The sequence below is a fragment of the Citrobacter sp. Cpo015 genome (assembly GCF_030333035.1).
Classification (GTDB): Bacteria; Pseudomonadota; Gammaproteobacteria; order Enterobacterales; family Enterobacteriaceae; genus Citrobacter; species Citrobacter portucalensis.
Genome location: NZ_JAOWGS010000035.1, coordinates 65,630 through 91,608 on the forward strand (window position 1 = coordinate 65,630; position 25,979 = coordinate 91,608).

Annotated in this window: 24 protein-coding genes and 1 pseudogene; 9 read left to right on the forward strand and 16 right to left on the reverse strand. The window is 52.9% G+C overall.

Annotated elements, in window-relative coordinates:
* Window positions 1-15: 15 nt before the first annotated feature.
* The gene (locus OGY67_RS14350) at window positions 16-1,488 is read left to right on the forward strand and encodes a DASS family sodium-coupled anion symporter (protein WP_128612235.1); all 1,473 of its coding nucleotides are present in this window, start codon (window positions 16-18) and stop codon (window positions 1,486-1,488) included.
* A 39-nt stretch (window positions 1,489-1,527) separates the two neighbouring features.
* On the opposite strand, the gene tpiA is transcribed toward OGY67_RS14350, so the two are convergent.
* Both tpiA and OGY67_RS14360 read right to left on the reverse strand, forming a co-directional pair.
* Window positions 1,528-2,295 carry a triose-phosphate isomerase gene (gene tpiA, locus OGY67_RS14355; RefSeq protein ID WP_003028783.1) on the reverse strand — a complete coding sequence of 256 codons (768 nt, stop codon included), beginning with the start codon at window positions 2,293-2,295 and terminating at the stop codon, window positions 1,528-1,530.
* A 228-nt stretch (window positions 2,296-2,523) separates the two neighbouring features.
* Window positions 2,524-3,126 (reverse strand): YiiQ family protein, encoded by a 603-nt coding sequence (locus OGY67_RS14360; RefSeq protein WP_057066674.1) that lies wholly within the window; start codon window positions 3,124-3,126, stop codon window positions 2,524-2,526.
* A 100-nt stretch (window positions 3,127-3,226) separates the two neighbouring features.
* Between OGY67_RS14360 and OGY67_RS14365 the strand changes: the two genes are divergently transcribed.
* Complete coding sequence (locus tag OGY67_RS14365; protein WP_008787028.1) at window positions 3,227-3,655, forward strand: DUF805 domain-containing protein; 429 nt, start codon at window positions 3,227-3,229, stop codon at window positions 3,653-3,655.
* Window positions 3,656-3,718: 63 nt separating this feature from the next.
* Here the strand turns inward: OGY67_RS14365 and fpr are convergent, their stop codons facing one another.
* The 4 genes from fpr to OGY67_RS14385 form a co-directional block, all read right to left on the reverse strand.
* Complete coding sequence (gene fpr, locus OGY67_RS14370) at window positions 3,719-4,465, reverse strand: ferredoxin--NADP(+) reductase (RefSeq protein ID WP_008787029.1); 747 nt, start codon at window positions 4,463-4,465, stop codon at window positions 3,719-3,721.
* Window positions 4,466-4,560: 95 nt separating this feature from the next.
* Window positions 4,561-5,571, reverse strand: coding sequence for a class II fructose-bisphosphatase (glpX, locus tag OGY67_RS14375; RefSeq protein ID WP_003840506.1), 1,011 nt, complete (start codon window positions 5,569-5,571; stop codon window positions 4,561-4,563).
* Window positions 5,572-5,706: 135 nt separating this feature from the next.
* On the reverse strand, window positions 5,707-7,215 hold the full coding sequence (glpK, locus tag OGY67_RS14380; protein WP_003028792.1) for a glycerol kinase GlpK: 1,509 nt from the start codon (window positions 7,213-7,215) through the stop codon (window positions 5,707-5,709).
* 22 nt (window positions 7,216-7,237) lie between these two features.
* Entirely contained in the window at window positions 7,238-8,083 is an 846-nt protein-coding gene (locus OGY67_RS14385) for an MIP/aquaporin family protein (RefSeq protein ID WP_003825195.1), read from the reverse strand.
* Window positions 8,084-8,511: 428 nt separating this feature from the next.
* On the opposite strand from OGY67_RS14385, the gene zapB reads away from it, so the two are divergent.
* Window positions 8,512-8,757, forward strand: a complete 246-nt coding sequence (zapB, locus tag OGY67_RS14390) for a septal ring assembly protein ZapB (RefSeq protein WP_095533156.1) — start codon at window positions 8,512-8,514, stop codon at window positions 8,755-8,757.
* Window positions 8,758-8,973: 216 nt separating this feature from the next.
* On the opposite strand, the gene rraA is transcribed toward zapB, so the two are convergent.
* The 7 genes from rraA to priA form a co-directional block, all read right to left on the reverse strand.
* A complete protein-coding gene (rraA, locus tag OGY67_RS14395) occupies window positions 8,974-9,459 on the reverse strand; it encodes a ribonuclease E activity regulator RraA (protein ID WP_008787034.1) in 486 nt (161 codons plus the stop codon).
* Between the two features lie 92 nt (window positions 9,460-9,551).
* Window positions 9,552-10,481 (reverse strand): 1,4-dihydroxy-2-naphthoate polyprenyltransferase, encoded by a 930-nt coding sequence (menA, locus tag OGY67_RS14400; protein ID WP_003825185.1) that lies wholly within the window; start codon window positions 10,479-10,481, stop codon window positions 9,552-9,554.
* Between the two features lie 67 nt (window positions 10,482-10,548).
* Window positions 10,549-11,880: an ATP-dependent protease ATPase subunit HslU gene (hslU, locus tag OGY67_RS14405; RefSeq protein ID WP_003028803.1), complete on the reverse strand. Its 1,332-nt coding sequence runs from the start codon at window positions 11,878-11,880 to the stop codon at window positions 10,549-10,551.
* 9 nt (window positions 11,881-11,889) lie between these two features.
* A complete protein-coding gene (hslV, locus tag OGY67_RS14410; protein WP_003028805.1) occupies window positions 11,890-12,420 on the reverse strand; it encodes an ATP-dependent protease subunit HslV in 531 nt (176 codons plus the stop codon).
* A 91-nt stretch (window positions 12,421-12,511) separates the two neighbouring features.
* A complete protein-coding gene (gene ftsN / locus OGY67_RS14415) occupies window positions 12,512-13,486 on the reverse strand; it encodes a cell division protein FtsN (RefSeq protein WP_100271678.1) in 975 nt (324 codons plus the stop codon).
* A gap of 93 nt (window positions 13,487-13,579) precedes the next feature.
* Window positions 13,580-14,605 (reverse strand): DNA-binding transcriptional regulator CytR, encoded by a 1,026-nt coding sequence (gene cytR, locus OGY67_RS14420; protein ID WP_003825179.1) that lies wholly within the window; start codon window positions 14,603-14,605, stop codon window positions 13,580-13,582.
* Window positions 14,606-14,761: 156 nt separating this feature from the next.
* The gene (gene priA, locus OGY67_RS14425) at window positions 14,762-16,960 is read right to left on the reverse strand and encodes a primosomal protein N' (RefSeq protein ID WP_048215183.1); all 2,199 of its coding nucleotides are present in this window, start codon (window positions 16,958-16,960) and stop codon (window positions 14,762-14,764) included.
* 257 nt (window positions 16,961-17,217) lie between these two features.
* On the opposite strand from priA, the gene rpmE reads away from it, so the two are divergent.
* The 3 genes from rpmE to OGY67_RS14440 all read left to right on the forward strand — a co-directional run bounded on the left by rpmE (window position 17,218) and on the right by OGY67_RS14440 (window position 19,952).
* Entirely contained in the window at window positions 17,218-17,430 is a 213-nt protein-coding gene (rpmE, locus tag OGY67_RS14430; RefSeq protein WP_008787040.1) for a 50S ribosomal protein L31, read from the forward strand.
* Window positions 17,431-17,768: 338 nt separating this feature from the next.
* The gene (locus tag OGY67_RS14435) at window positions 17,769-18,449 is read left to right on the forward strand and encodes an oligogalacturonate-specific porin KdgM family protein (protein WP_003825173.1); all 681 of its coding nucleotides are present in this window, start codon (window positions 17,769-17,771) and stop codon (window positions 18,447-18,449) included.
* A gap of 78 nt (window positions 18,450-18,527) precedes the next feature.
* Window positions 18,528-19,952, forward strand: coding sequence for an MFS transporter (locus OGY67_RS14440; protein WP_032945626.1), 1,425 nt, complete (start codon window positions 18,528-18,530; stop codon window positions 19,950-19,952).
* A gap of 58 nt (window positions 19,953-20,010) precedes the next feature.
* Here OGY67_RS14440 and metJ read toward each other — a convergent pair whose 3' ends face one another.
* The gene (metJ, locus tag OGY67_RS14445; RefSeq protein WP_003825168.1) at window positions 20,011-20,328 is read right to left on the reverse strand and encodes a met regulon transcriptional regulator MetJ; all 318 of its coding nucleotides are present in this window, start codon (window positions 20,326-20,328) and stop codon (window positions 20,011-20,013) included.
* Between the two features lie 265 nt (window positions 20,329-20,593).
* Between metJ and metB the strand changes: the two genes are divergently transcribed.
* Window positions 20,594-21,754: a cystathionine gamma-synthase gene (gene metB, locus OGY67_RS14450; RefSeq protein ID WP_003028818.1), complete on the forward strand. Its 1,161-nt coding sequence runs from the start codon at window positions 20,594-20,596 to the stop codon at window positions 21,752-21,754.
* Between the two features lie 2 nt (window positions 21,755-21,756).
* Window positions 21,757-24,189, forward strand: a complete 2,433-nt coding sequence (locus OGY67_RS14455) for a bifunctional aspartate kinase/homoserine dehydrogenase II (RefSeq protein ID WP_032945630.1) — start codon at window positions 21,757-21,759, stop codon at window positions 24,187-24,189.
* 44 nt (window positions 24,190-24,233) lie between these two features.
* Here OGY67_RS14455 and OGY67_RS14460 read toward each other — a convergent pair whose 3' ends face one another.
* Window positions 24,234-24,467: a hypothetical protein gene (locus OGY67_RS14460; RefSeq protein WP_060683059.1), complete on the reverse strand. Its 234-nt coding sequence runs from the start codon at window positions 24,465-24,467 to the stop codon at window positions 24,234-24,236.
* A gap of 58 nt (window positions 24,468-24,525) precedes the next feature.
* On the opposite strand from OGY67_RS14460, the pseudogene OGY67_RS14465 reads away from it, so the two are divergent.
* Window positions 24,526-25,521, forward strand: a pseudogene (locus OGY67_RS14465) (bifunctional metallophosphatase/5'-nucleotidase); the annotation flags it as partial.
* A gap of 38 nt (window positions 25,522-25,559) precedes the next feature.
* On the opposite strand, the gene OGY67_RS14470 reads toward OGY67_RS14465, so the two are convergent.
* Entirely contained in the window at window positions 25,560-25,937 is a 378-nt protein-coding gene (locus OGY67_RS14470; protein WP_286574112.1) for a carboxymuconolactone decarboxylase family protein, read from the reverse strand.
* Window positions 25,938-25,979 lie beyond the last annotated feature (42 nt).

The window sequence follows — 25,979 nt, forward strand, 5'->3', positions numbered from 1 at the left end:
TTCAAGGATTGATTCATGGACAGTTTGACCCCCATCCGCTGTTGGCCTGCCATCATCTCGCTCGTGATTACGCTGACCATCTGGTTTGTTATCCCGTGTCCTCCTGACGTAACCCCGCAAGCGTGGCACCTGCTGGCACTGTTTATTGGTACGATCTCTGCGATTATCGGTAAAGCTATGCCCATTGGCGCAATTGCGATTGTGGCGATTATGCTGGTGGCGATGACTGGCGTTACTAACCCCGGCAAACCCTCCGCGGCGTTGAACGATGCGTTGAGTGGCTTTTCTAACCAGTTAATCTGGCTGATTGGTTTATCCATTATGCTGTCGCAAAGTCTGTTAAAGACCGGCCTGGGAGCGCGTATTGGCTACGGGTTTATTGCGCTATTTGGTAAAAGAACTCTGGGTATTGCGTGGGCATTAACCCTTGCGGAAACGCTAATTGCACCCGTAACGCCAAGCAATACCGCACGTGGCGGCGGCATTATCCACCCGGTAATGCGGGCGATTGCGGAGAGCCTCGGCTCGCAGCCAGGCCATGCCGAGAATGGCTCAACGGGCCGTTATCTCGCGCTGGTGAACTACAACATTAACCCGATCAGCTCGGCAATGTTCATCACCGCGACCGCACCTAACCCGTTAATCGTCAGCTTTTTGACGAAGGGGACGGATGGCGTGCTGAACATGACCTGGGGAATGTGGGCTATTGCGGCGCTTCTTCCCGCTCTGGTATCACTGGTTGTCATGCCGATTGTAATCTGGTGGCTCTATCCGCCAGCTATCACGCGCACGCCAAATGCGCCGCAGTTCGCGCGGCAAAAACTGGATGCGCTGGGTCCACTATCACTGGCAGAAAAAATCACCCTGGCAGTGTTCATTTTGCTGCTCTGCCTGTGGGCGGGTGTTCCAGCGATGCTGATGGGCAGTGCCTGGAGCGTAAACCCCACTAGCGCCGCGTTAATTGGTTTGTCGATTCTATTGATGGCGGGTGTATTGAGCTGGGATGACATTCTTAAATGCCGCGGGGCATGGGATACGATAGTTTGGTTTGCCGCGTTGGTGATGATGGCGGATTTTCTCAGCAAACTGGGGTTGGTGGGATGGCTGGCAACCAGCGTTGGTAGCGCAATCGACCATCTTGGCGTGCACTGGAGTGTTGCAACGCTGCTGTTGATTCTGCTTTATGTCTACTCGCACTACTTTTTCGCCAGCACTACTGCGCATATTACGGCTATGTTCGCTGCGTTCTTCGCCGCAGGATTAGGCCTCGGCGCGCCGCCAGCATTGCTTGGTTTAATGCTCGGTTTCTCCTCCTCCTTGATGATGTCGCTCACGCACTATGGCACGGGTACTGCGCCGATCATCTTTGGTTCGGGCTATGTCACGCTGGCAGAGTGGTGGAAAACGGGGCTGGTGATGAGTGTGGTCAACCTGACCATTTGGGGGGTGACCGGCGCCTTCTGGTGGCACTGGTTGGGATACTGGTAGTTAATACAGCGGGAGGAGTGCTCCTCCCGCCTTAACAACTTAAGCCTGTTTAGCGGCTTCTGCTGCTTTAACGATGACGGCGAAGGCGTCTGCTTTCAGAGAAGCACCACCAACCAGCGCACCGTCGATGTCCGGCTGAGCAAACAGTTCTGCCGCGTTAGCTGCGTTTACAGAACCGCCGTACTGGATGATTACTTGCTCAGCGATTTTCGCGTCAGCTTTAGCAATGTGGTCACGAATAAATTTGTGAACAGCCTGAGCCTGAGCAGGAGTTGCAGATTTACCGGTACCGATAGCCCATACTGGTTCGTAAGCGATAACGACGCCTTCGAATGCTGCCGCGCCCTGAGTTTTCAGAACCGCGTCGATCTGACGTGCACAAACTTCTTCAGTTTTGCCCGCTTCGTTTTCTGCTTCGGTTTCACCGATGCACAGAACTGGAGTCAGACCCTGCTCTTTCAGCACGGCGAATTTTTTAGCGATCAGCTCGTCAGATTCTTTGTGGTAAGTACGACGCTCAGAGTGACCGATAATGATGTACTGTGCGCCGATGTCTTTCAGCATTTCAGCACTTGTTTCACCAGTGAATGCGCCAGACAGGTTCAGGTCAACGTTCTGCGCGCCCAGAATGATGTGGCTACCGGCAGCGGCGTGTTTCGCCAGGTCGATATACATTTCCGGCGGAGCAATCGCTACTGCACAGCCAGCAACGCCAGCCAGTTCTTTACGCAGATTAGCAACCAGTTCGTTTACCATGTGGCGGCTGCCGTTCAGTTTCCAGTTACCCATCACTAAAGGATGTCGCATTTCATTTCTCCACGCTTGTCAGCGAATTAAGGAATATGGCCGCCCGTAAGGGCAGCATGGTCTGTGAAACAGTATAGAGATTCATCCCCCGAAAGGCTTTGCTTTTTGTCATTTCCCCGTCATTCTCCACGTTGCAGGTGCGTTGGCTGTACTCTCTCACCCCAGTCACTTACTGATGTAAGCTCCTGGGGATTCGTTGCGTCGCCGCCTTCCTGAAACGTGAATAATTTAGGGGGGATTCGACCCTTCGAGGTTTTCAGATAGAGCCAGCTTAATCGGTTCAACAGCGAAGGTCAGCCCCTTTTCACCGTTATCTGCCACGACATAGCGAATTGCGCCTTCTGTTTCGGCGTAATAGTGCTTACCTTTGCCTGCGGCGAGCAGTTTTTGTAGCTTTTTCTGGCTCTGTTCCTTCGTCAGTAGCGGTGCGACGGTGCGGATGACGGCGGTCATGTATTCCAGCGCTTTCGCTTTAGCTGCCTTTTGCTCTGGTCCCTGAATTGGTAACCAGGTTATCTGCATGCTTTTGATTTTCAGGGTACCGCGCTCAAGGGCGGAAGACGCATACAGGTTTTCATTGATTTTGCTGGCCGCGCGGGTGAGATTTGCCCGATCGCGACTGCTGTCGATGGCGCGGAACTCATTCAGGATCAGCTTCGGATTCTGTGTATTAAAGTTTTCGCGAAACTGGCTAATCGACAGGTCAAAGGTCGGCGCGCCCGCCAGTAAATAGGGGGCTGTGGTTGCCGTCGATGGCGCTTCCGCCAATGCCGCAGGGCTGGCGGTTAAGGCTGAAAACAATAATAAAAACAGTGTAAATCCGTGCTTCATCAATCGTACCTTTCATTCTCACTGCTCACGATTAAAACGGTAACCGTCGAGCTTGTCAAAAGGGTAAACTGTTCTGGAAGGTAATAATAAAGGAACTTACATGACCATACAGCAGTGGTTATTCTCATTTAAAGGGCGCATCGGGCGCCGTGATTTCTGGATTTGGATTGGCCTATGGATCGTCGGCATGCTGGTTTTGTTTTCGCTGGCGAGCAAACAATTACTCGATATTCAGACCGCGGCTTTTTGTCTGGTGTGTCTGCTATGGCCAACGGCGGCAGTGACGGTAAAACGTCTGCATGACCGGGGACGTTCCGGAGCGTGGGCGCTGTTGATGATTCTGGCGTGGATGCTGCTGGCCGGAAATTGGGCGATGTTACCCGGCGTCTGGCAATGGGCGGTAGGCCGCTTTGTTCCAACGTTGATTCTGGTCGGCATGCTTATCGATCTGGGTGCGTTCATTGGCACCCAGGACGCAAATAAATATGGTAAGGATACGCAGGACGTAAAGTACAGGGCTGACTCGTAGGCCGGATAAGTGTATGCGCTATCCGGCAAAATGCCCGGGTGTTTACCGGGCATTGAAACGTTCTTACCAGTAGTGCTCTGCGGTCATATGGCCCGGTCGGCGGCGCAGGTGTTTGGTCATCTGCCGGGTGTCCTTCAGCAACTGCTGGGTATCGCGCACCATCTGCGGGTTTCCGCACAGCATCACATGACAGGTTTCTTTATCCATTGGCAGCCCGACCGCTTTTTCCAGTTCACCGCTTTCAATTAGTGCCGGTACACGCCCGGTCAGCGAATCTGCCACGGTTTCACGACTGACCACCGTCTGGATGCGTAATTTACCTTCGTAGCGCTTTTCCAGCGCCTGCATCAACGGTAGATAGCTCAAATCGGCGGCATAGCGCGCGGCGTGGACCAGCACCAGATTTTTGAAGCGATCCAGGTCTTTGCCTAATTGCAGAATCGACAAATATGGGCCGATAGCCGTGCCGGTTGCCAGCATCCACAGCGTGTCGCAATCGGGGACTTCATCCAGTACGAAGAAACCAGCAGCTTCACTCACCACCTGGACTTCATCGCCAGGCTTCAGTGCTGCCAGACGAGGGCTGAGTTTGCCGTCGGGAACCGTCACCAGATAAAACTCTAAATCGGGGTTATCAGGGGCATTGACGTAAGAATAGGCGCGCTGGACGCGTTCGCCGTCGATCTCAAGGCCAAGCTTGGTGAATTGACCTGCAGTGAAAGGAAGAACCGGAGCTCGCACGGTCAAACTAAACAGGGCATCGGTCCAGTTCTGTACCTTCGTGACTTTGCCTGTTACCCAATCTGCCATGGTTTTCTCCTGTCTGCTTTGATTGCCTTATCTTCGTTCGTTGGACGAAAGATTTCCAGCCCATATGGGCTGGAAGGCTCTATTGATCAAATCAATTACAGGATGTGCGCCTGCACATCGGGATCTTTGCGATCGAGGTAGTGAATCGACTGAATGCGACGGATCGTACGTGATTTACCGCGGATCAGCAGCGTTTCGGTGGTCGCGATATTACCTTTGCGGCTAATCCCTTCCAGCAAATCGCCTTTGGTGATGCCGGTGGCAGAGAAAATGACGTTGTCGCTACGCGCCATTTCATCGAGACGCAGCGCTTTGCCCGCTTCAATACCCATGGCGGCGCAACGAGCGAGTTCCTGTTCGCCAATGCGACGGTTCTCTTCGCTGTCGCCTTTGACGTCATGACGCGCCAGCAAACGACCCTGCATGTCGCCGTCCAGCGCGCGGATAACGGCGGCAGAAACGACACCTTCCGGTGCGCCGCCAATGCCGTACAGCACGTCAACTTCACTGTCTGGCATGCAGGTCAGAATGGAGGCCGCAACGTCACCGTCTGGAATAGCAAAGACGCGCACGCCCAGTTTTTGCATTTCGGCGATCGTTTCATCATGGCGTGGCTTGGCCAGAATGGTGACGGTCAGTTCACTCAGCGGCTTATTGAGTGCAGCGGCAACGTTATGCAGGTTGGCTTCCAGCGACAGGTTCAGGTCGATAGACCCTTTTGCGCCTGGGCCGACAATCAGCTTTTCCATGTACATGTCTGGCGCGTTCAGGAAGCAGCCTTTATCGCCAACAGCCAGTACGGCCAGCGCGTTTGCCTGACCCATTGCCGTCATACGCGTGCCTTCGATAGGATCGACGGCGATGTCGACAGCATCACCAAGACCGGTCCCGACTTTCTCACCGATAAACAGCATCGGTGCTTCATCGATCTCACCCTCGCCAATCACGATGGTGCCGTCGATATTGACCTGGTTGAGCATAATACGCATGGCGTTTACCGCCGCGCCGTCAGCGGTATTTTTGTCGCCGCGGCCCAGCCATTTATAGCCAGCCAGCGCGGCCGCTTCGGTCACGCGTGAAAATTCAATGGCAAGTTCTCGTCTCATTGCAAACTCGTAGCTGAAAGGAATGGCGCGAAGTGTAGCACAGGGGAGGGGGCGAGATTATTGATGTGTGTGCGGGGTTGCCCCCGCACGAAGATATTGCCGGATAAGGCACAGTTGCCATCCGGCTATGACGTATTACTCGTCGTGATCTTCCCACGCCATGGCGCGTTTGACCGCTTTTTTCCAGCCGCTGTAACGGAAGTTACGTTCGGTGGTTTCGATGCCTGGGCGGAATTCACGCTCGATGACCGCTTTTTCCTGCAGCTCATCCAGATTCTGCCAGAAGCCTACTGCCAGACCAGCCAGGTATGCCGCACCCAATGCGGTGACTTCGCGGACTTCCGGGCGCTCAACGCGTGTGCCGAGAATGTCGGACTGGAACTGCATCAGGAAGTTGTTGGCGACCGCACCGCCATCGACGCGCAGGGCGTGCAGGCGAATACCGGAGTCAGCCTGCATTGCTTCCAGAACATCACGAGTCTGATATGCAATAGACTCAAGCGTGGCACGGATGATGTGGTTGGAGTTTACCCCACGGGTCAGACCAAAGATGGCACCGCGAGCATACGGGTCCCAGTACGGTGCGCCCAGGCCAGTAAATGCCGGAACGACGTACACGCCGTTGGTGTCTTTCACTTTGGTGGCGAAATATTCGGAGTCGAACGCATCGCTGATGAGTTTCATTTCATCACGTAGCCACTGGATAGATGCGCCAGCCATAAATACCGCACCTTCCAGCGCGTAGTTCACTTCCCCGGTCGGTCCGCAAGCGATGGTGGTCAGCAGTCCGTTTTCGGACTTAACGGCTTTCTCGCCGGTGTTCATCAGCATGAAGCAGCCGGTACCGTAAGTGTTTTTCGCCATCCCTTCCTTCACGCACAGCTGGCCAAACAGCGCCGCCTGCTGGTCACCGGCGATACCGGAGATAGGAATACGAATACCGCCTTTACCACCGATGTTGGTCTGGCCGTACACTTCAGAAGAGCGACGAACTTCAGGCAGCATTGCACGCGGAATATCCAGCGCATCCAGCATCGTGTCATCCCAGTCCAGGGAGTGGATGTTGAACAGCATGGTACGTGAGGCGTTGGTGTAATCCGTGACGTGTACACGTCCCTGCGTCATTTTCCAGATAAGCCAGGTATCTACGGTACCGAACAGCAGTTCGCCGCGACGAGCGCGCTCACGCGAGCCTTCTACGTGGTCGAGGATCCACTTCACTTTGGTGCCGGAGAAGTACGGGTCAATGACCAGACCTGTATTATTACGGATGTACTCTTCCATACCGTCGCGTTTGAGCTTTTCGCAGATATCCGCGGTACGACGACACTGCCACACAATCGCGTTATAGATAGGTTTACCGGTTTCGCGTTCCCAGACGATGGTGGTTTCACGCTGGTTGGTAATACCGATCGCTGCAATTTCATCGGAACTGATATCGGCTTTCGCCAGAACTTCTACCAGCGTGGAGCTTTGGGTCGCCCAAATTTCCATCGGGTCATGTTCTACCCAACCTGCTTTCGGGTAGATTTGTTCGAATTCGCGCTGTGAAACGGCAACGATATTCGCATCGTGGTCCATTACGACCGCGCGGGAGCTGGTGGTGCCCTGGTCGAGCGCAACGATATATTTTTTTTCAGTCATAATTTTTTGTCCCGTAGTCACATTACTGCGAAGCTTTTTGTTGAGTGTTGGCCGCAACGTCTTTTTCTTCAATCGCGCAGACATCGCACGGTAAATGACGACCAATCAGTTTGCGATATGCCCATGCGCCCAAAATCGCGCCGGTAATCGGGCCAAACACCGGAACCAGGAAGTAAGGGATATCGCGACCACCCGTGAAGGCAATCTCACCCCATCCGGCCATCCAGGCGAAGAGTTTCGGTCCGAAGTCACGTGCCGGGTTCATCGCAAAACCTGTCAGCGGACCCATGGAAGCACCAATAACGGCAATCAACAAGCCGATCAGCAGTGGTGCCAGCGGACCACGAGGTACACCGTTACCATCGTCGGTCAGAGCCAGAATCAGCCCCATTAGAATAGCGGTAATGACCATTTCAACCGCGAAGGCCTGCACAAAATTGATATGCGGGTTCGGATAGGTGGAGAAAGTACCTGCCAGACCCAGGCTCTCGGTACTGCCGCGTACGATATGGTTAGTTTGTTCGAAATCGAGGAAAAGATTGTAATAAAGCCCGTAAACCAGTGCCGCTGCGCAAAAGGCGCCGGCAATTTGCGAAATAATAAAAGGAACAACTTTGCGTTTATCAAAACAGGCGAACAGCCAGAGTGCGATGGTTACCGCGGGATTCAGGTGTGCACCAGAAACGCCTGCGGTCAGATAGATAGCCATCGCTACCCCCAGACCCCAGATGATACTGATTTCCCACTGACCAAAAGTAGCCCCAGCCACTTTAAGTGCAGCGACACAGCCCACACCGAAGAAAATCAACAACCCGGTACCGAGGAATTCAGCAATGCACTGGCCTTTTAAGGTTGATGTTTGACTCATAATCGGATCCTGAAGAGAGTTTAATGTTTATTGTGTGCGAGAAGGTCACTGACATCCCCGGAGCCGGTAGGCACACTGTTAATTTATCGTTAACGCGCAAAAACGAGAAATATCGAAATTAAAATGTGTGTACTGCATCAACAAAATGAGCGTTTTCGCGCCATCGTGAGGTATTTGTTATACAAAAATAGTGTGAGCTGAATCATTTCACTGATCAATCTGTTAACACTTAAGAGTTATGACAGTAATGTCACCAGGAGAAAGACTAAAAGTGTTGCAAACCGCAATCTGCGCGGGATGCCGCTGGACAGGGATGACGCGGCTTCATACAATCGGTGTTAAGTAGAGTGCGCTCGTTTTTATTAAGGCGTCGCCGGTTATCGGGACGAGGATTTTTATCCATCAACGCCTTGCAATTCAGGAGAGGTATGACGATGTCATTAGAAGTGTTTGAGAAACTGGAAGCAAAAGTACAGCAGGCGATTGATACCATCACGCTGTTGCAGATGGAAATCGAAGAGCTGAAAGAAAAGAACAACTCACTGTCGCAGGAAGTTCAGACTGCACAGCAGCAGCGTGAAGAACTGGAGCGTGAGAACAACAGCCTGAAAGAACAGCAGAGCGGCTGGCAGGATCGTCTGCATGCCCTCCTCGGTCGTATGGAAGAAGTCTAATTACGCTTTATCTTTCGCGCCGTAGCTGCGTTGGCCGCGCTCAGTTACCCCAGTCACGTAGTTTACTACGCTTCTGGGGATACCTTCGTTTGCCGCCTTGCTACAACACGAAATCTTTCGCGTAACCGCCCCTGATTGTAGGCCGGATAAGGCGTAAGCCGCCATCCGGCAATCAGTGACACGCATAAAAAAGGCACCTTGCGGTGCCTTTTTCGCTTACTCGATATCGAGCGGGTCTTCGGAGAGGATTATCCCGGTGTTATCGGCGTACAGGTGGTCGCCGGAGAAGAACGTCACGCCACCGAAGTTGACGCGTACATCGCTTTCTCCAATGCCTTCACCTGAGGCACCTACCGGAATAGCGGCAATCGCCTGAATGCCGATATCCAGTTCTTCCAGATCGTCTACCTGGCGTACTGAGCCGTAGATGACCAGACCTTCCCATTCATTCTGTACGGCCAGCCGTGCCAGTTCGGCATCGACCAGCGCACGACGAACAGAACCGCCGCCATCGACCAGCAGAATGCGACCACGGCCGTTTTGTTCGAGCAGATCGTACAGCAACCCGTTGTCCTCGAAACATTTTACCGTGATGATTTGTCCGCCAAACGACGACCGTCCTCCAAAGTTAGAGAACAGCGGTTCCACGACGTTGACATCTTCCTGATAGATGTCACAAAGCTCGGATGTATCGTATTTCATAGGCTTAACGTTCAGTTGCTGCGAGAATTTTTAGTATATCGCGCTATGTGTACTGTTGGCAAAATCATCAATTGTTAATTGATATTTGTCAGTTAAAGAGACCACTGACTTAAGAAAATTCCAACGACAAACAGCAGGTTAGTTAACAATGCCGCTTTTACGGTGCGTTCCAGCATCGGACGCATTGCTGCCGGGTCCATCTCGCGCATTACATAGCGAGCCTGTTTGATCAGCAGCGGAGCGGCGAGGATAAACAGCCATCCCCACAGGCTTTGCAGTGAGAACAGGTTGAACAGTGCCAGACAGACCAGCGTGCCCATCAGCAGACAGGCGTGGTAGCGGCGGGCATTGACAGCGCCTAAACGCACGACCAGCGTGTTCTTGCCATTCTCTCTGTCGCTGTTGATATCGCGCAGGTTGTTTACGTTGAGCACGGCGGTTGCCAGCAGGCCGCAGGCGGTGGCAGGCAGAATCAGCGCTGGAATCAACGTATGCGCCTGCAGGTACCAACTTCCCATTACGCTGAGCCAGCCGAAGAATACCAGCACAGAAATATCGCCCAGGCCAATATATCCGTAAGGGCGATTACCCACGGTGTAGGTGATCGCGGCGATAATCGACAGACCGCCGAGCACCAGGAAACCGACAAAATCCGCCAGCGTGTGACAGGCTACAGCAACCAGGGCCAGCCCGGACAGACAGATCAGCACCACGGTGACGATCAGCGCGCGCTTCATCTGCTGTTGGGTGATGACCCCTTTTTGCATACCGCGCAGCGGTCCAATACGGTCGGGCTTGTCGCTGCCTTTGACGGCATCGCCATAGTCGTTAGCGAGATTGGACAGAATTTGCAGCAGTCCTGCCGTAATCAATGCCAGCAGAGCAACCAGCGGATCGAAGTATCCTTGCCACCATGCTAATGCCGTACCGACGATGATCGCCGCGAAGGCGAGCGGTAAGGTCTTAGGTCGTAAACTTTCCAGCCAGGCTTGTGAGCGGCTAATTTGTTGTTGTTCAGTCATATTTAGCGCCAATAAAAATGGGGCTTTATCAGCCCCATCAACAGTGATGAAAATGCATTGAACGCGATTATAGGATAAAACGGCTCAGATCTTCATCTGCGACCAGCGCATCCAGATGTTTGCTCACATATTCGGCATCAATTGTGATGCTTTGGCCGTTCAAATCGCTCGCATCATAGGAAATATCTTCCATCAGACGTTCCAGAACGGTATGCAGACGACGTGCACCGATGTTTTCGGTGGTTTCGTTAACCTGCCAGGCCGCTTCGGCAATGCGTTTAATACCGGATTCAGTGAAGTTGATGTCCACACCTTCAGTCGCCATCAGCGCTTTGTACTGGACGGTGATGGAGGCATTCGGTTCGGTAAGGATACGCTCAAAATCGCTGGTGGTCAGCGCCTGCAGCTCGACACGAATCGGCAGACGACCCTGCAGTTCTGGGATCAGGTCGGACGGTTTGGCTACCTGGAATGCACCAGAAGCGATAAACAGAATGTGATCTGTTTTCACCATGCCGTGCTTGGTGGAGACAGTGCAGCCTTCAACCAGCGGCAGCAGGTCGCGCTGTACGCCTTCACGGGACACGTCCGGGCCGGAGGATTCGCCGCGCTTACAGATTTTGTCGATTTCGTCGATAAACACGATCCCGTGCTGCTCAACGGCGTCGATAGCTTCTTGTTTCAGCTCTTCCGGGTTCACCAGTTTGGCCGCTTCTTCTTCAATCAGCAGCTTCATCGCGTCTTTGATTTTCAGCTTACGCGGTTTTTGCTTCTGACCGCCCAGGTTCTGGAACATGGATTGCAGCTGGCTGGTCATCTCTTCCATTCCTGGAGGCGCCATAATTTCAACGCCCATCGGTGCGGCCGCGAGATCGATTTCGATCTCTTTATCATCCAGCTGGCCTTCACGCAGTTTTTTACGGAATGCCTGACGCGCTGCAGAAGGTTCCTGCGGCTGCTCTGACTGTCCCCAGTTATTTTTAGCAGGTGGGATCAGCACGTCGAGAATGCGCTCTTCCGCCATCTCTTCAGCGCGGAAGCGGTTTTTCTCGATTGCCTGCACGCGGACCATTTTGATGGCAGCATCGGTCAGATCGCGGATGATGGAATCTACTTCTTTACCAACATAGCCGACTTCGGTGAATTTTGTTGCTTCAACTTTGATGAACGGCGCGTTGGCCAGTTTTGCCAGACGACGGGCGATTTCGGTTTTACCGACGCCGGTCGGGCCAATCATCAGAATGTTTTTCGGCGTGACTTCATGACGCAACTCTTCGTTGAGCTGCATACGACGCCAGCGGTTACGCAGGGCGATCGCCACGGAACGCTTAGCGTTATCCTGGCCGATGATGTGTTTGTTCAGTTCGCTGACAATTTCGCGTGGGGTCATTTCAGACATGGGGGATCCTTACGCTTTGGAGTTCAATTCTTCGATGGTATGGAAGTGGTTGGTATAAATGCAGATATCCCCTGCAATATCCAACGCTTTCTCAGCAATCTCGCGTGCGCCAAGCTCGGTATTTTCAAGCAGAGCGCGTGCAGCAGCCTGGGCGTAGGGACCGCCGGAGCCTATAGCAATCAGATCGTTTTCTGGCTGGATGACGTCGCCGTTACCGGTGATGATGAGCGATGCAGTTTCATCTGCGACGGCCAGCAGCGCTTCGAGTTTGCGCAGCATACGGTCGGTACGCCAGTCTTTTGCCAGTTCAACGGCAGCTTTCACCAGGTGACCCTGGTGCATTTCCAGCTTGCGTTCAAACAGTTCAAACAGCGTGAATGCATCCGCAGTACCGCCCGCAAAGCCCGCGATGACTTTATCGTTGTACAGACGGCGGACTTTCTTCACGTTGCCTTTCATTACGGTGTTACCCAGTGTGGCCTGACCATCACCGGCGATTACCACATGGCCGTTACGGCGTACGCTTACTATTGTTGTCACGAGCAGACCCCTTGGTTACAAATGCAATGTACAGGCCCCGAACAATGTACGGGGCGTAATGCAAGTATAGATGGGGGGGATTTTGGGGGTTTCAACCCCCAGTGGAGAGTCGAATGCAGTTTGTGTGACCAGCAACCTTCAGGCGGCTGATGGTGTTGTCGGCATTCTCTTTGCCTTTGACCGGACCAATGACCACACGATTCCAGCCGTTATTGGTGGTAATACGGGAGTTAAAGCCTTCAAAGGCCAGCTGCGCACGCACAGTTTCTGCCTGCTCAGCGCCTTTAAATGATCCGCACTGAACCATCCAGCGGCGTTCATCTTTTTTCTCAGCAGTCTGTTTTGGCGGCTGCGTTTCATTCGTTATCGGCGCGGCCGGCTGCGGTTTTGGCTGAGCAGCGGTGGTATGCGCTGGCGTTTGCAGCAGATCCTGATACGGCTGTTGCGCCGCCGGTTTTGGCTGCGGTTTCGGCTGCTGTACCGGCGCGGCTTGTGCTGTACGCGTTTGCTGCTGCTGATACGGCTGTTCTGTTGCCCGTGGGCGCGGCTGCTGAGCCTGCTGCTGTGCGTTATTCCACTGCTGCTGTTGCACCTGACGCTGACGCTGCAGCGTTTGCTGGCGTTGTTCAGGCGTTTGCTCGTTCCACGGTACTTCGTTGAGCTGCGTCGGCTGTTGACGCATATCAGCCTGCATTTGCGCCAATAGCTGGCGCTGCTCATTGGTTAGCTGATCGGCATTCAGCACCTCGCCGCCCGCAGACGGTTCGGTAGGCGCACGTACGCCAGGCTGACGGCTTTCCAGCTCTTTGATGTATCGCCAGCGCTCTTCCGGTTTTGGCGGAATGCCATTACCGGTGACTTTCTGGTTTTGCAGCGTTTCGGACTCTTCTTTCTTGTGATGCGTAATGAAGTACAGACCACCGATAAAGGTCACGAGTACGGCTGCAGCAATAGCAACCATTGCGGGCGATACCGCAGGCGTATTGCGTTGTTTTTTCCGTGATGTGCTCTTCTTGCGCCGCGAAGGTGCCGGTTGGCCGCGACGTACATAATCTCGTTGTGCCACTATCGTTTCGCTGTATTTATTCGTTCGTCAGCCCGCCATGTTACTTAAGCGGCGGGCCTTTGACCAGACAGGGGAGTCCGAAAGCACTTTACTTTACGTCAGTGCCCGGGTAGTACCCCGAATAATAAGCTCGCAGTCCAGTAAACGTGAGCCACTGCTGACGCTCTGCCCTTGTAATTGATCGAGCAGTAACAGCATAGCTTCACGTCCGATATCGAAACGCGGCTGTGCGACGGTTGTCAGGGGTGGATCACAAAATTCCGTGAGCGAAATGTTATCAAAGCCAATAATGGATAAATCATCAGGGACTTTCAGACCCTGACGTTTGGCGTAAGAGAGTGCACCCAGCGCCATGACGTCGCTGTGACAAAAGACAGCGGTAGGCGGCTGCGGTAGTTCAAGGAGCTGCTTCAACGCATTGGCTCCCGCTTCATAGGTAAAGTCACCGCGCGCGATGAAATGCGGATCGACCGTAATTCCGCTGCGGCGTAATGCCTGAACGTAGCCTTGCAGACGGTAATGGCACAGCGGCATATCTTCGGGGCCGGCGATACAACCAATGCGTTTATGCCCCAGTTCCAGCAGATAATTCATCGCGTTAAAGGCGGCGGTGAGGTTATCAATGTGCACGGTAGGGAGTTCCAGCTCTGGCGCGAACTCGTTCGACATGACCATCGGCGGTAAATTGCGCTGTTCTTCCACGCTGGCATCAAACGGCAGGCGCGAGCTGAGCAGTACCATGCCATCGATCTGCTTGGTGATAATGAGGTTAAGAAACGTCTTTTCCTGCTGGTTCTGGTGCGCGCAGTCGCCAATAAGCACCAGGTATCCCTGTTCTGCGGCAGTCACTTCGATGCCACGAATCACTTCGCTAAAAAACGGATCGCAGATATCCGGCACAATCACCAGAATGGTACGTGACTCATTACGCTTAACGTTACGTCCCATTGATTGGGGTAGATATCCCACTTCCAGCGCTGCCTGCTCAACCTTGTTACGGGTTGACTGCGAGACTTTGTCCGGGTTCATTAATGCGCGGGATACGGTTGCCGTTGAGACTTTCGCCTTCAGAGCAACATCTTTCATCGTAGCGGCGGCAACCTGCTTATTCGGTTTCACTCTTTCTCCTCGCCAGAGAGCTGCTGGCACAGACTCGTCCCTGGATAACCTTCATCTGAAACATTTTTATCAGATAGTGAATGGAAGCGGTTACAGAATTTTCATAAAAAGTGTGATGGATCTTTAATTTTACGATCCGCCTCGCATCGTGAGGGGTTATCCCTCGATGGGATCGACATCCAGCACCCATTTAACCTTGCGTGCATCGGGTAGCGTATTGATCAGTGCCAGCGTGCCGCTGACGATATGTTGCAGACGAATTCGTGATGGATGTTGCAACAATATTTGCCAACGATAACGACCACCGCGTTTGGGCGCCAGTGCGGGAACCGGGCCGAGCACCCAGAGTTTGTCATCGGCCAACGGGCTGGCTTGAATGAGATTCCGTAGTTGCTGCAAGAACATTGGTGCATGCTGGTTGTTATGATCTTCTGCCCGCACGATCACATGGCTGGTCCACGGTGGAAGCTGGAGCGTTTGTCGCTCGGCCAGCGCCTGTTCGGCAAACGCGTCATAGCCTTTATACAGCAAGGTTTGCAGCAGCGGATGTTCAGGATGGTGCGTTTGCAGCACCACTTCGCCTTGCTTCCCGGCGCGTCCGGCACGGCCAGAGACCTGCGTATAGAGCTGGGCGAAGCGTTCTGCTGACCGGAAATCTGCGGAGAATAGCGCGCCGTCAACGTCCAGCAGCGCCACCAGAGTGACGTCCGGGAAGTGGTGGCCTTTGGCCAGCATTTGCGTGCCTATAAGAATTCGTGCGCCGCCGCGATGCACTTCCGCCAGATGCTGCTCCAGCGACCCTTTACGGCTGGTGGTGTCACGATCGATACGTGAAATTGGCACACCGGGGAAAAAAGGTGCCAGAGCCTGCTCAAGCTGTTCGGTGCCGAGTCCTACCGGAACCATATGCGTCGAACCACAGGAAGGGCACTGACGCGGTATTGGGCGCTGGCTGTCGCAGTGGTGGCAACGCAGGTGGTGCTGCGCCTGATGTAGCGTGTAGTAATGATCGCAACGCGGACATTCGGCAATCCAACCACAGTCGTGGCACAGCAGCGCAGGCGCAAAACCACGACGGTTCAAAAACAGGATCACCTGGTTATCCGCCTGCAGGTGCTGACGCATACGGGCGATCAGCGCAGGGGCGAGTCCGGCCTGCACCTGCTGACCTTTGAGATCCAGCACGTGCTGAGTGGCTGGGCGCGCATTGCCGGCGCGGCGCGTCAGGCGCAGCATGCGGTATTTGTTCTGCCGCACGTTACACAGCGTTTCCAGTGCCGGGGTGGCTGAGCCGAGAATAATCGGGATCTGCTCGCTATGGGCGCGGTAAACCGCGAGGTCGCGCGCATGATAGCGCCAGCCTTCCTGCTGTTTATAAGAGCTGTCGTGTTCTTCGTCGATGACAATCACGCCGAGATTTTTAAACGGCGTAAATAGCGAAGAACGCGTGCCGATAACAATCGCCGCCTCGCCATTTTTTGCTTTCAGCCAGGCTGAAAGACGTTCACTGTCGTTTAAACCGGAGTGCAGGACTTCGACCGGCGCATTAAAACGTTCGCGAAAACGGGCAATAGTTTGCGGCGTCAGGCCAATCTCCGGCACCATCACCAGCGCCTGCTTGCCCTGGGCAAGGACGTTTTCCAGAACGCTGAGATAGACCTCTGTTTTGCCTGATCCCGTTACGCCCGCTAATAGCCAGGCGCTAAAACTGTCCGAGGCGCTGTGAATCGCCCCGACGGCGGTGGCCTGCTCGGTGTTCAGCCGCAGACGCTCACCAGAAACCGCGTAGTGCGTACGCCAGTCGCTAAAGCCTGGTGTTTCGCTCGCCAGATCGCACAGCCCTTTTTTCCGCAGTGCCTGTAATGCGGCATCATTAAATTCCAGTTCAGCCACCTGGTCGCGCCAGATTTTCCCCTGGCGTAGCGCAGCCAGCGCCTGTTGCTGCTTGGGAGAACGCTTCAGGCTGTTGAGGTCAATTACCTGGCCTTCTTCAGTGGCAAACCAGTACCACATGGGCGCGTTTGTCGCCGGGCGTCCCTGGCGCAGTAAAATTGGCAGAGCGTGAAACAGTACGTCACCGATGGGATGATGATAATAATCAGCCGCCCACAACAGCAGACGCCAGACAGAGGTCGAGTAGACCGGTTCGCTGTCCAGCACTTCGAGAACGGCTTTCAATTCGCTCCGCGGCAGTTCACTGTGCTCGCTGACGGAAAGGACGATACCCACGCGCTCCTGCTGCTTGCCAAAGGGCACGCGTACACGACACCCGGCTTTGGCACTCAAGCCTTCCGGCAGGAGGTAGTCAAAGGTGCGAGGTAGCGGAACAGGTAAGGCAACGTGCGCAACGGGCATTGAATCATCCTGACTTGAAATCTGGCGGGTTAGTATACACATTAGTGGAGGGTAGAATGCGGATCAGTTTGCATGAGCAGGTTAATTTCTGTATGATTCGCCGCCTTTGATGCAAATTGATTGCGTCAAACAATGACCATTACCCGAGAGTTTCAGGCTGTTGATGCAGCGTGAAAGGTGACGGGGAATAATTAACATCGCGTGGTGTCTGGCGTTAGGGCTGGAAGAGCGACGCGGCCTTAAACCGAGGTTTTCCCATGAAAAAAGATATTCACCCGAAATACGAAGAAATTACTGCAAACTGCTCTTGCGGTAACGTCATGAAAATCCGCTCTACCGTCGGTCACGATCTGAACCTGGACGTGTGCGGTCAGTGCCACCCGTTCTATACTGGCAAGCAGCGTGATGTTGCTACCGGTGGCCGTGTTGATCGCTTCAACAAGCGTTTCAGCATCCCAGGCAGCAAGTAAGTTTCAGCTGTCAGAAAAAAGCGCCTTATGGCGCTTTTTTTGTTTCTGCGCTTCAGAACTGAAATATATATTGATGTATTGAATAATCTATTTTATTCAATAAATAAAACGGTGTTTTATTTTTTCGATAAAATATTGAAACTGGTGATCTGCGTCCTTTTTATCTTCTGTCTTTTGCCACTTTTACCAGCTCCTGGCAAAATACCAAAGGTTTCTGCTTTCTTTCTAAAATACACTTTCGTGGAAATATAAAATTAATCTAAAAGCCTTTTTGTTTTCCCATTTTATGGACAAACGAGATGGATTATTTCCGTTGTTGAGTGTGAAGAGGGATTGTCATGAAATTTAAATCTGCGTTATTACTGATTCCATTATTCTCTGCGGCCGCACAGGCGGGTTATGTTGATTACCGACATGAATATTATGACGATGGACGTAATTACGATCGTGTGTATATGTCTCACCGTTTTGCCACGGGTTTTGGTGTGGCAGTAGAAGCCATTTCTCGTTCCGAAAACACGCAGTCAAATGATGCGTGGAATAATATGGAAAGTAACGGCAACGAGTATACCGCAAGCTATCAGTTCACCTGGCAGGGTCTTGTCTGGCAGCCCGGCATTGCAATCGAAACGGGCGATAATATCGCGATTTATAAGCCTTATATCCGCGTGCAGTACAACATCAACGACAACTGGTGGACCGCGTTCCGCTATCGTCAGGAGTACATGCGCAGAAACACTGACGGCAAAGATGACCGCATGGTCTATCGTCCGGAAGCCTGGCTTGGTTATAACGTCAATGACTGGATGTTTGAGCTAAATGGTATTTATAAAATTGCCGATAGCGAAGATTTATATAACAACCGGAAAGATGATTATGAATATAACTTCCGCGTGGCGTACAAATTAGGCTCCTGGGTTCCATTTGTTGAGGTTGGCAACGTTTCCTCGGGTTATAACACAACAACGACAGACGATCGTCAGACCCGTTATCGTGTCGGTCTTGGTTATAACTTTTAATCGGTAATAGTTTTCGTATCGGCTGATTACGTCGATAAGCATAGTTTGTGTGAATAATATGTCTAAGGAGTTGACATCATGTCTAATGATGGAACTATTATCGGAAATAATGAAACCACTGCCGTCAGGCCTTTCGGAATTAGAGATAAAATTGGTTATTTATGTGGTGACCTCGGAACCTGTTTTATTCTTGGCTTAGTTAATAGTTTTTTAATGATTTATTACACTAACGTCCTCGGTATTTCCGGCGTTATTGTTGGCTCACTCTATTTTGTGACCAAACTCTTTGATGCGTTCGTTGATGTTGGTGTAGGGCGCTTATGCGATACCTCTAAACTGACGGTACATGGACGTTTCAACCCGTGGGTGCGTCGCATGAAGTATCCATTTTGCATCATTGCGGTTGTCCTGTTCCTGCCGTTTGTGAATGATTTTTCTTATACGGCGAAAATCATCTACATCTGCTGCTCCTATTTCATTTACGGTTCGCTGTTATCGACCGTGAGTATTCCGTACGGTGCTATGTCTGCGGCGATTAGCTCGAATCCTGAAGATCGTGTATCGCTTTCAACCTGGCGTAGCGTTGGGTCAGCAATTGGCGGTGGGGCAACTGGCTTTTTCATTCCAATCCTGATGTACACCACCCTGGTGGATGGAAGCCAGGTGATTTCCGGGCAACACTTCTTCTGGATTTCCATTGGTTGCGCAGTGCTGGGCTTGATCTTTTTATCCTTGACCTGTCATTTAACGACGGAGCGCGTGCGCGTGGAGAGAAAAGAGAGCATGCCCGTTTCGGTGTTGCTGAAGGGACTGGCACGCAATAAGGCGCTGATTGTTTTAGTGGTTGTGGATTTGCTGATTGTAATTAATCAGGGGTTGTCCGGTACCAACATGACTTACCTGTTTAATGACTATTTCCACAATAAAGAGGCGATGTCAGTCGCGTTGCTGTTTACCTTTGGTTCCCTGGTTTTGCTGGCGCCATCGGCATCCTGGCTCACGAAGCGGTTTGGTAAAAAAGAAGCCAGCGTAGGCGCGTTGCTTTTTGCCGTGGTCATGTATGTGATTATGTACTTTGTCCACATTACGGATGCAAAGGTCTATCTGGTTTTCTTGTTCCTGGCGACGCTGGGTGCAGGGTTATTCAACCTGATGATTTGGGCGTTTATGACTGATGTTTGTGACTACCATCAGTATGTCACTGGCGATCGCGAGGATGGCACGGTTTATGGTGTGAACTTCTTTGCGCGCAAGGTTGGTCAGGCATGCGCAGGGGCGATTGGTGGCTTTATGTTGGCTATCATTGGCTATCAATCATCGTCAACAGGTGGTGCAGTGCAAACCAGCATTGTGCAGGAAAATATTTATACGATGGCGAATCTCTTGCCGGCGCTATGCCTGTTTTTGGCGGCGGTCATTCTGATTTATTTCTATCCATTGAACCGTACGGAAACGCTCAAAATGGAAGAAACATTGAATAAACTCAATGGTATTAGTAAGTAACACTGTGAGAAAAGGCGGGAGCATTCCCGCCTCTACACGCCCATTGCTGTTCTAACTATCAGTATTCCCACGTTTCCGGGTTGATACCCAGTTCACGCATGATTACCTTTGCTTCTTCCGGGATTTCATCACTGCGTTCTTTACGCAGGTCGTCATCGTTGGGTAAGGGTTGCCCAGTAAAAGCATGCAGAAACGCTTCACACAGCAGTTCGCTGTTGGTGGCGTGGCGCAGGTTGTTCACCTGACGACGCGTGCGTTCATCGGTAAGGATTTTTAACACCTTCAGAGGAATGGAAACCGTAATTTTTTTGACTTGCTCACTCTTCTTACCGTGCTCAGCGTATGGGCTGATATATTCGCCGCTCCATTCAGCCATGAGATACCTAATCCTCTTCGTCATTAATATTGAGGCCAGAACCTGAGCCCGGACCATAATTGCGCGTAGTTTATCGTAGTGGCGTGGCCCTGACACGAAGTAAGCCGACGCAGATGTACGCTAATGCATATAATTTTAACGGCTATTTCCAGTTTGCTCAATCTATACGCAAAGAAGTTTAGATGTCCAGATGTATTGACGGCTATCGTAACTATGATTACTCTGGTGTCTGACTTTTCACCGACTCAGCCAGGATCTCCTCAATATGACGCGTAAACAGGCCACCATCGCAGTGCGTAGCGGGTTAAATGACGACGAACAGTACGGTTGCGTTGTCCCGCCGATTCACCTCTCCAGCACCTATAACTTTACCGGATTTAATGAACCTCGCGCCCATGACTATTCGCGTCGCGGCAACCCAACGCGCGATGTTGTTCAGCGTGCGCTGGCGGAACTGGAAGGCGGTGCAGGTGCTGTGCTGACCAATACTGGCATGTCGGCGATTCATCTGGTGACCACGGTCTTCCTCAAGCCAGGCGATCTGCTGGTCGCACCGCATGACTGCTACGGCGGGAGCTACCGACTGTTTGACAGTCTGGCAAAACGTGGCTGTTACCGCGTCCTGTTTGTCGATCAAGGTGATGAGCAGGCATTACAAGCCGCATTGGCAGAAAAACCGAAACTGGTGCTGGTAGAAAGCCCAAGCAACCCGCTGCTGCGCGTGGTGGATATTGCGAAAATCTGCCAGCTGGCGCGTGAAGCTGGCGCGGTCAGCGTGGTCGACAACACTTTTTTAAGCCCGGCACTGCAAAATCCACTGGCATTGGGCGCCGATCTGGTGTTGCATTCATGCACGAAATATTTAAACGGTCACTCAGATGTGGTGGCTGGTGTTGTGATAGCGAAAGATCCGGAAACGGTCACTGAACTGGCATGGTGGGCGAATAATATTGGTGTGACCGGCGGCGCGTTTGATAGTTATCTGCTGTTGCGCGGCCTGCGTACTCTGTCTCCTCGAATGGAGGTGGCGCAACGTAATGCTCAGGCGATAGTCGATTATCTGCAAACTCAGCCGCTGGTGAAAAAATTGTATCACCCGTCATTGCCGGATAATCAGGGCCATGAGATTGCCGCGCGTCAGCAAAAAGGCTTTGGCGCGATGTTAAGTTTTGAACTGGATGGTGATGAGCAAACGCTGCGCCGCTTCCTTGGCGGGTTGTCATTGTTTACGCTGGCGGAATCGTTAGGGGGCGTTGAAAGTCTGATCTCCCACGCCGCAACCATGACACACGCGGGCATGGCGCCAGAAGCGCGTGCTGCTGCCGGAATTTCCGAAACGCTGCTGCGTATCTCCACCGGTATTGAAGATGGCGAAGATTTAATTGCCGACCTGGAAAATGGCTTCCGGGCTGCAAACAAGGGGTAAACATGAGTGTGATTGCGCAGGCAGGGGCGAAGGGTCGTCAACTGCACAAATTTGGTGGTAGTAGTCTGGCTGATGTGAAATGTTATCTGCGTGTCGCAGGCATTATGGCGGAGTACTCGCAGCCTGATGACATGATGGTTGTTTCAGCCGCAGGCAGTACCACTAACCAGTTGATTAGCTGGCTGAAATTAAGCCAGACCGATCGCCTTTCTGCGCATCAGGTTCAACAGGCGTTACGTCGCTATCAGAGCGAGCTTATCAGCGGTTTGTTACCGCCTGATATAGCGGATGGACTAATTGGTGCGTTTATTCACGATCTGGAGCGTCTGGCTGGATTACTCGACAGTGGCGTGAACGATGCCGTCTATGCTGAGGTTGTTGGGCATGGTGAGGTATGGTCCGCGCGTTTGATGTCTGCGGTCCTTAACCAACAGGGGCTGGAGTCAGCCTGGCTGGATGCGCGCGATTTTTTACGTGCTGAACGCGGTGCCCAGCCGCAGGTAGATGAAGGTCTTTCTTACCCGCTGCTACAGCAACTGCTGGCGCAGCATCCGGGTAAACGGCTGGTGGTTACCGGCTTTATTAGCCGCAGCAATTGCGGTGAAACGGTCCTGCTGGGGCGTAACGGCTCCGACTACTCGGCGACGCAGGTTGGCGCGCTGGCGGGCGTTTCTCGCGTAACTATCTGGAGCGATGTCGCCGGGGTTTACAGCGCGGATCCGCGTAAAGTAAAAGACGCCTGTTTGCTGCCGCTGCTGCGTCTGGATGAAGCCAGCGAGCTGGCGCGTCTGGCGGCACCGGTTCTCCATGCCCGTACCTTACAGCCGGTTTCCGGTAGCGATATCGATCTCCAACTGCGTTGTAGCTATACGCCGGAGCAGGGTTCAACGCGCATTGAACGCGTACTGGCCTCCGGTACCGGGGCGCGTATTGTGACCAGTCATGATGACGTCTGCCTGATTGAGTTTTTGGTTCCGACTGGCCAGGACTTTAAGCTGGCTTATAAAGAGATTGATCAGGTTTTAAAACGTACCCAGGTGCGTCCGCTGGCAGTGGGTGTGCATCCTGACCGCCAACTGCTGCAATTTTGCTATACCTCCGAAGTCGCTGACGGCGCACTGAAAATTCTGGATGAAGCAGGTCTGCCGGGCGAGCTGCGTTTGCGCCAGGGGCTGGCGCTGGTAGCGATGGTCGGGGCGGGCGTCACCCGTAATCCGCTGCACTGCCACCGTTTCTGGCAACAGTTGAAAGGTCAGCCGGTTGAATTCACCTGGCAATCGGAAGAGGGTATCAGCCTGGTCGCGGTACTGCGTACTGGGCCAACAGAGAGCCTGATTCAGGGCCTGCATCAGTCAATTTTCCGCGCGGAAAAACGCATTGGTCTGGTGTTGTTCGGCAAAGGCAACATTGGTTCGCGCTGGCTGGAGCTGTTCGCTCGCGAGCAGAGCACGCTCTCGGCGCGCACCGGATTAGAGTTTGTGCTGGCGGGTGTGGTTGATAGCCGTCGTAGCCTGCTGAATTACGAAGGGCTGGATGCCAGCCGCGCGTTAGCTTTCTTTGATGACGAGGCGGTAGAGCAGGATGAAGAGTCTCTATTCCTGTGGATGCGTGCTCACCCGTATGATGATTTAGTGGTGCTGGACGTTACTGCCAGCGAGCAACTTGCGGATCAGTATCTGGATTTTGCCAGCCATGGTTTCCACGTTATCAGCGCCAACAAACTGGCGGGGGCGAGCAGCAGTCATAATTATCGCCAAATTCATGACGCTTTTGAAAAAACCGGCCGCCACTGGCTGTATAACGCCACCGTGGGAGCAGGTTTGCCGATCAATCATACCGTGCGCGATCTGATTGATAGCGGAGATACCATTCTGTCGATCAGCGGGATCTTCTCCGGTACGTTGTCGTGGTTGTTCCTGCAATTTGATGGCACGGTCCCGTTCACCGATCTGGTGGATCAGGCGTGGCAACAGGGGCTGACTGAACCCGATCCGCGCGTAGATCTTTCCGGCAAAGATGTGATGCGTAAGCTGGTGATTCTGGCGCGTGAAGCAGGTTACGACATCGAACCGGACCAGGTTCGCGTGGAATCGCTGGTGCCTGCACACTGTGAAGAAGGCTCTATTGACCATTTCTTTGAGAATGGTGATGAGCTTAACGAGCAGATGGTGCAGCGTCTGGAAGCGGCGCGTGAAATGGGGCTGGTGCTACGCTATGTGGCGCGTTTTGATGCTAACGGTAAAGCGCGCGTTGGTGTTGAAGCGGTTCGTCCTGAACACCCGCTGGCGGCGCTGTTGCCGTGCGATAACGTATTCGCCATTGAAAGCCGCTGGTATCGCGATAACCCGCTGGTAATCCGTGGACCGGGCGCAGGTCGTGACGTTACCGCCGGCGCTATTCAGTCAGACATCAACCGTTTGGCGCAGCTGCTGTAGTTTGCGTTGCCTGATGACGCTTACGCTTATCCGGCCTACATATTTCATGAATCGTAGGCCCGGTAAGCGGCAGCGCCACCGGGCAAATCGTGCTGGGTGATCAGGGCGTTGTATTGATCTACCAGCGTCCTTATCGTCTGAAATACCGAATGGGCGGAGTAGCGGGGGCTTTGCTGAAATTCCGTCTGTTGCTGCAACCAGGCGAGAAAATGATGGCTTGCCGCCAGAGTTTTTGACGCGCCTTCTTCAACACGCCCCTGCGTTAACAAACACACCATTTTACGCGTATCGCCTCGTTGCCAGATTTGCCACTCATTTTGCCACCATCCCTGATAGGTTAAGTGGTTGCAACGCTATATCGATGAGCTTAAAGGCAAAGTCGATCTCACCGTGGCACTCATCCACGAAGGCACGCCAGCACGTCAGTCCAGTCTGGGGGGCACCGATGTGCGCCGTGCGCTGGATAAAGATATCCAGACTGCAGGTCAGGTGCATGGCCTGGATATCCTGATCACCGGTCATGCGCATGTGGGCACGCCGGAGCCGATTAAAGTCGGTAACACCCTGATTCTGTCTACCGACAGCGGCGGTATTGATGTGGGTAAACTGGTGCTGGATTACCAGCAAAAACCGCATCAATTTACCGTTAAGAACTTCGAACTGAAGACCATTTTTGCTGATGAGTGGCAGCCAGACCCGCAAACGAAACAGGTCATTGATGGCTGGAATAAAAAGCTCGATAAAGTGGTACAACAAACGGTAGCCAACTCTCCGGTTGAGCTGACGCGTGCTTACGGTGAATCTTCTTCCCTGGGAAATCTGGCGGCAGATGCATTGCTGGCTGCGGCGGGTAAAGATACCCAGTTAGCACTCACTAACTCGGGCGGCATCCGGAATGAAATCCCGGCAGGTGCTATCACGATGGGTGCCGTCATTAGCACCTTCCCGTTCCCGAACGAGCTGGCAACCATGGATCTCACCGGGAAGCAGTTACGTAGCCTGATGGAGCACGGCGCGGGTTTAAGCAACGGCGTATTGCAGGTGTCCAAAGGACTGGAGATGAAGTATGACAGCAGCAAACCGGTTGGCCAGCGGGTCACCGTATTGACGCTTAACGGTAAGCCAATTGAGGACGCTGTGGTTTATCACATTGCCACCAATAGCTTCCTGGCAGACGGCGGTGATGGTTTTACGGCATTCACCGAAGGTAAAGCGCGTAACACATCCGGCGGTTACTATGTCTCTAATGCTGTCGTTGATTATTTCAAAGCGGGAAATACGCTGACGGATGAGCAACTCAAAGGCATGCGTGTGGAAGATGTGAAACCGTAGTGAGGTCAGGCCAGCAGATATTCCGCTGGCCTGTTGTTTTAGCCTTTGTGGGAGGCAAACACCTCTTTTGCGGCGAACAAGCCGTTGAGTGCCGCGGGGAAGCCAGCATATACGGCCATCTGCATAATCACTTCAATGATCTCATCCTGCGTTAAACCCACGTGTAATGCCGCACCAATATGCACTTTCAACTGCGGTGTGGCGTTACCCAGCGCAGTTAATGCCGCGACGGTGGCGATTTCTCTACTGCGTAAATCCAGCCCCGGCCTTGAATAGATGTCGCCAAAAGGAAATTCAATCAGGTATTGGGCGAAGTCTGGCGCAATATCCTGCAGACTTTCGACGACCGCATCGCCCCCTTTACCATCCACTTTTTGCAACATCTCCTGACCGGTAATAAAGCGTTCTGAAGGCATCATTCCTTCCTCTTTCGTGTGGTTTGTAGTGTGAGGATAGGG

Coding starts and splice junctions, on each gene's coding strand:
- OGY67_RS14350 (WP_128612235.1), top strand. CDS start 16: ATGGACAGTTTGACCCCCATCCGCTGTTGGCCTGCCATCATCTCGCTC.
- tpiA (WP_003028783.1), bottom strand. CDS start 2,295: ATGCGACATCCTTTAGTGATGGGTAACTGGAAACTGAACGGCAGCCGC.
- OGY67_RS14360 (WP_057066674.1), bottom strand. CDS start 3,126: ATGAAGCACGGATTTACACTGTTTTTATTATTGTTTTCAGCCTTAACC.
- OGY67_RS14365 (WP_008787028.1), top strand. CDS start 3,227: ATGACCATACAGCAGTGGTTATTCTCATTTAAAGGGCGCATCGGGCGC.
- fpr (WP_008787029.1), bottom strand. CDS start 4,465: ATGGCAGATTGGGTAACAGGCAAAGTCACGAAGGTACAGAACTGGACC.
- glpX (WP_003840506.1), bottom strand. CDS start 5,571: ATGAGACGAGAACTTGCCATTGAATTTTCACGCGTGACCGAAGCGGCC.
- glpK (WP_003028792.1), bottom strand. CDS start 7,215: ATGACTGAAAAAAAATATATCGTTGCGCTCGACCAGGGCACCACCAGC.
- OGY67_RS14385 (WP_003825195.1), bottom strand. CDS start 8,083: ATGAGTCAAACATCAACCTTAAAAGGCCAGTGCATTGCTGAATTCCTC.
- zapB (WP_095533156.1), top strand. CDS start 8,512: ATGACGATGTCATTAGAAGTGTTTGAGAAACTGGAAGCAAAAGTACAG.
- rraA (WP_008787034.1), bottom strand. CDS start 9,459: ATGAAATACGATACATCCGAGCTTTGTGACATCTATCAGGAAGATGTC.
- menA (WP_003825185.1), bottom strand. CDS start 10,481: ATGACTGAACAACAACAAATTAGCCGCTCACAAGCCTGGCTGGAAAGT.
- hslU (WP_003028803.1), bottom strand. CDS start 11,880: ATGTCTGAAATGACCCCACGCGAAATTGTCAGCGAACTGAACAAACAC.
- priA (WP_048215183.1), bottom strand. CDS start 16,960: ATGCCCGTTGCGCACGTTGCCTTACCTGTTCCGCTACCTCGCACCTTT.
- rpmE (WP_008787040.1), top strand. CDS start 17,218: ATGAAAAAAGATATTCACCCGAAATACGAAGAAATTACTGCAAACTGC.
- OGY67_RS14435 (WP_003825173.1), top strand. CDS start 17,769: ATGAAATTTAAATCTGCGTTATTACTGATTCCATTATTCTCTGCGGCC.
- OGY67_RS14440 (WP_032945626.1), top strand. CDS start 18,528: ATGTCTAATGATGGAACTATTATCGGAAATAATGAAACCACTGCCGTC.
- metJ (WP_003825168.1), bottom strand. CDS start 20,328: ATGGCTGAATGGAGCGGCGAATATATCAGCCCATACGCTGAGCACGGT.
- metB (WP_003028818.1), top strand. CDS start 20,594: ATGACGCGTAAACAGGCCACCATCGCAGTGCGTAGCGGGTTAAATGAC.
- OGY67_RS14455 (WP_032945630.1), top strand. CDS start 21,757: ATGAGTGTGATTGCGCAGGCAGGGGCGAAGGGTCGTCAACTGCACAAA.
- OGY67_RS14460 (WP_060683059.1), bottom strand. CDS start 24,467: ATGGTGTGTTTGTTAACGCAGGGGCGTGTTGAAGAAGGCGCGTCAAAA.
- OGY67_RS14470 (WP_286574112.1), bottom strand. CDS start 25,937: ATGCCTTCAGAACGCTTTATTACCGGTCAGGAGATGTTGCAAAAAGTG.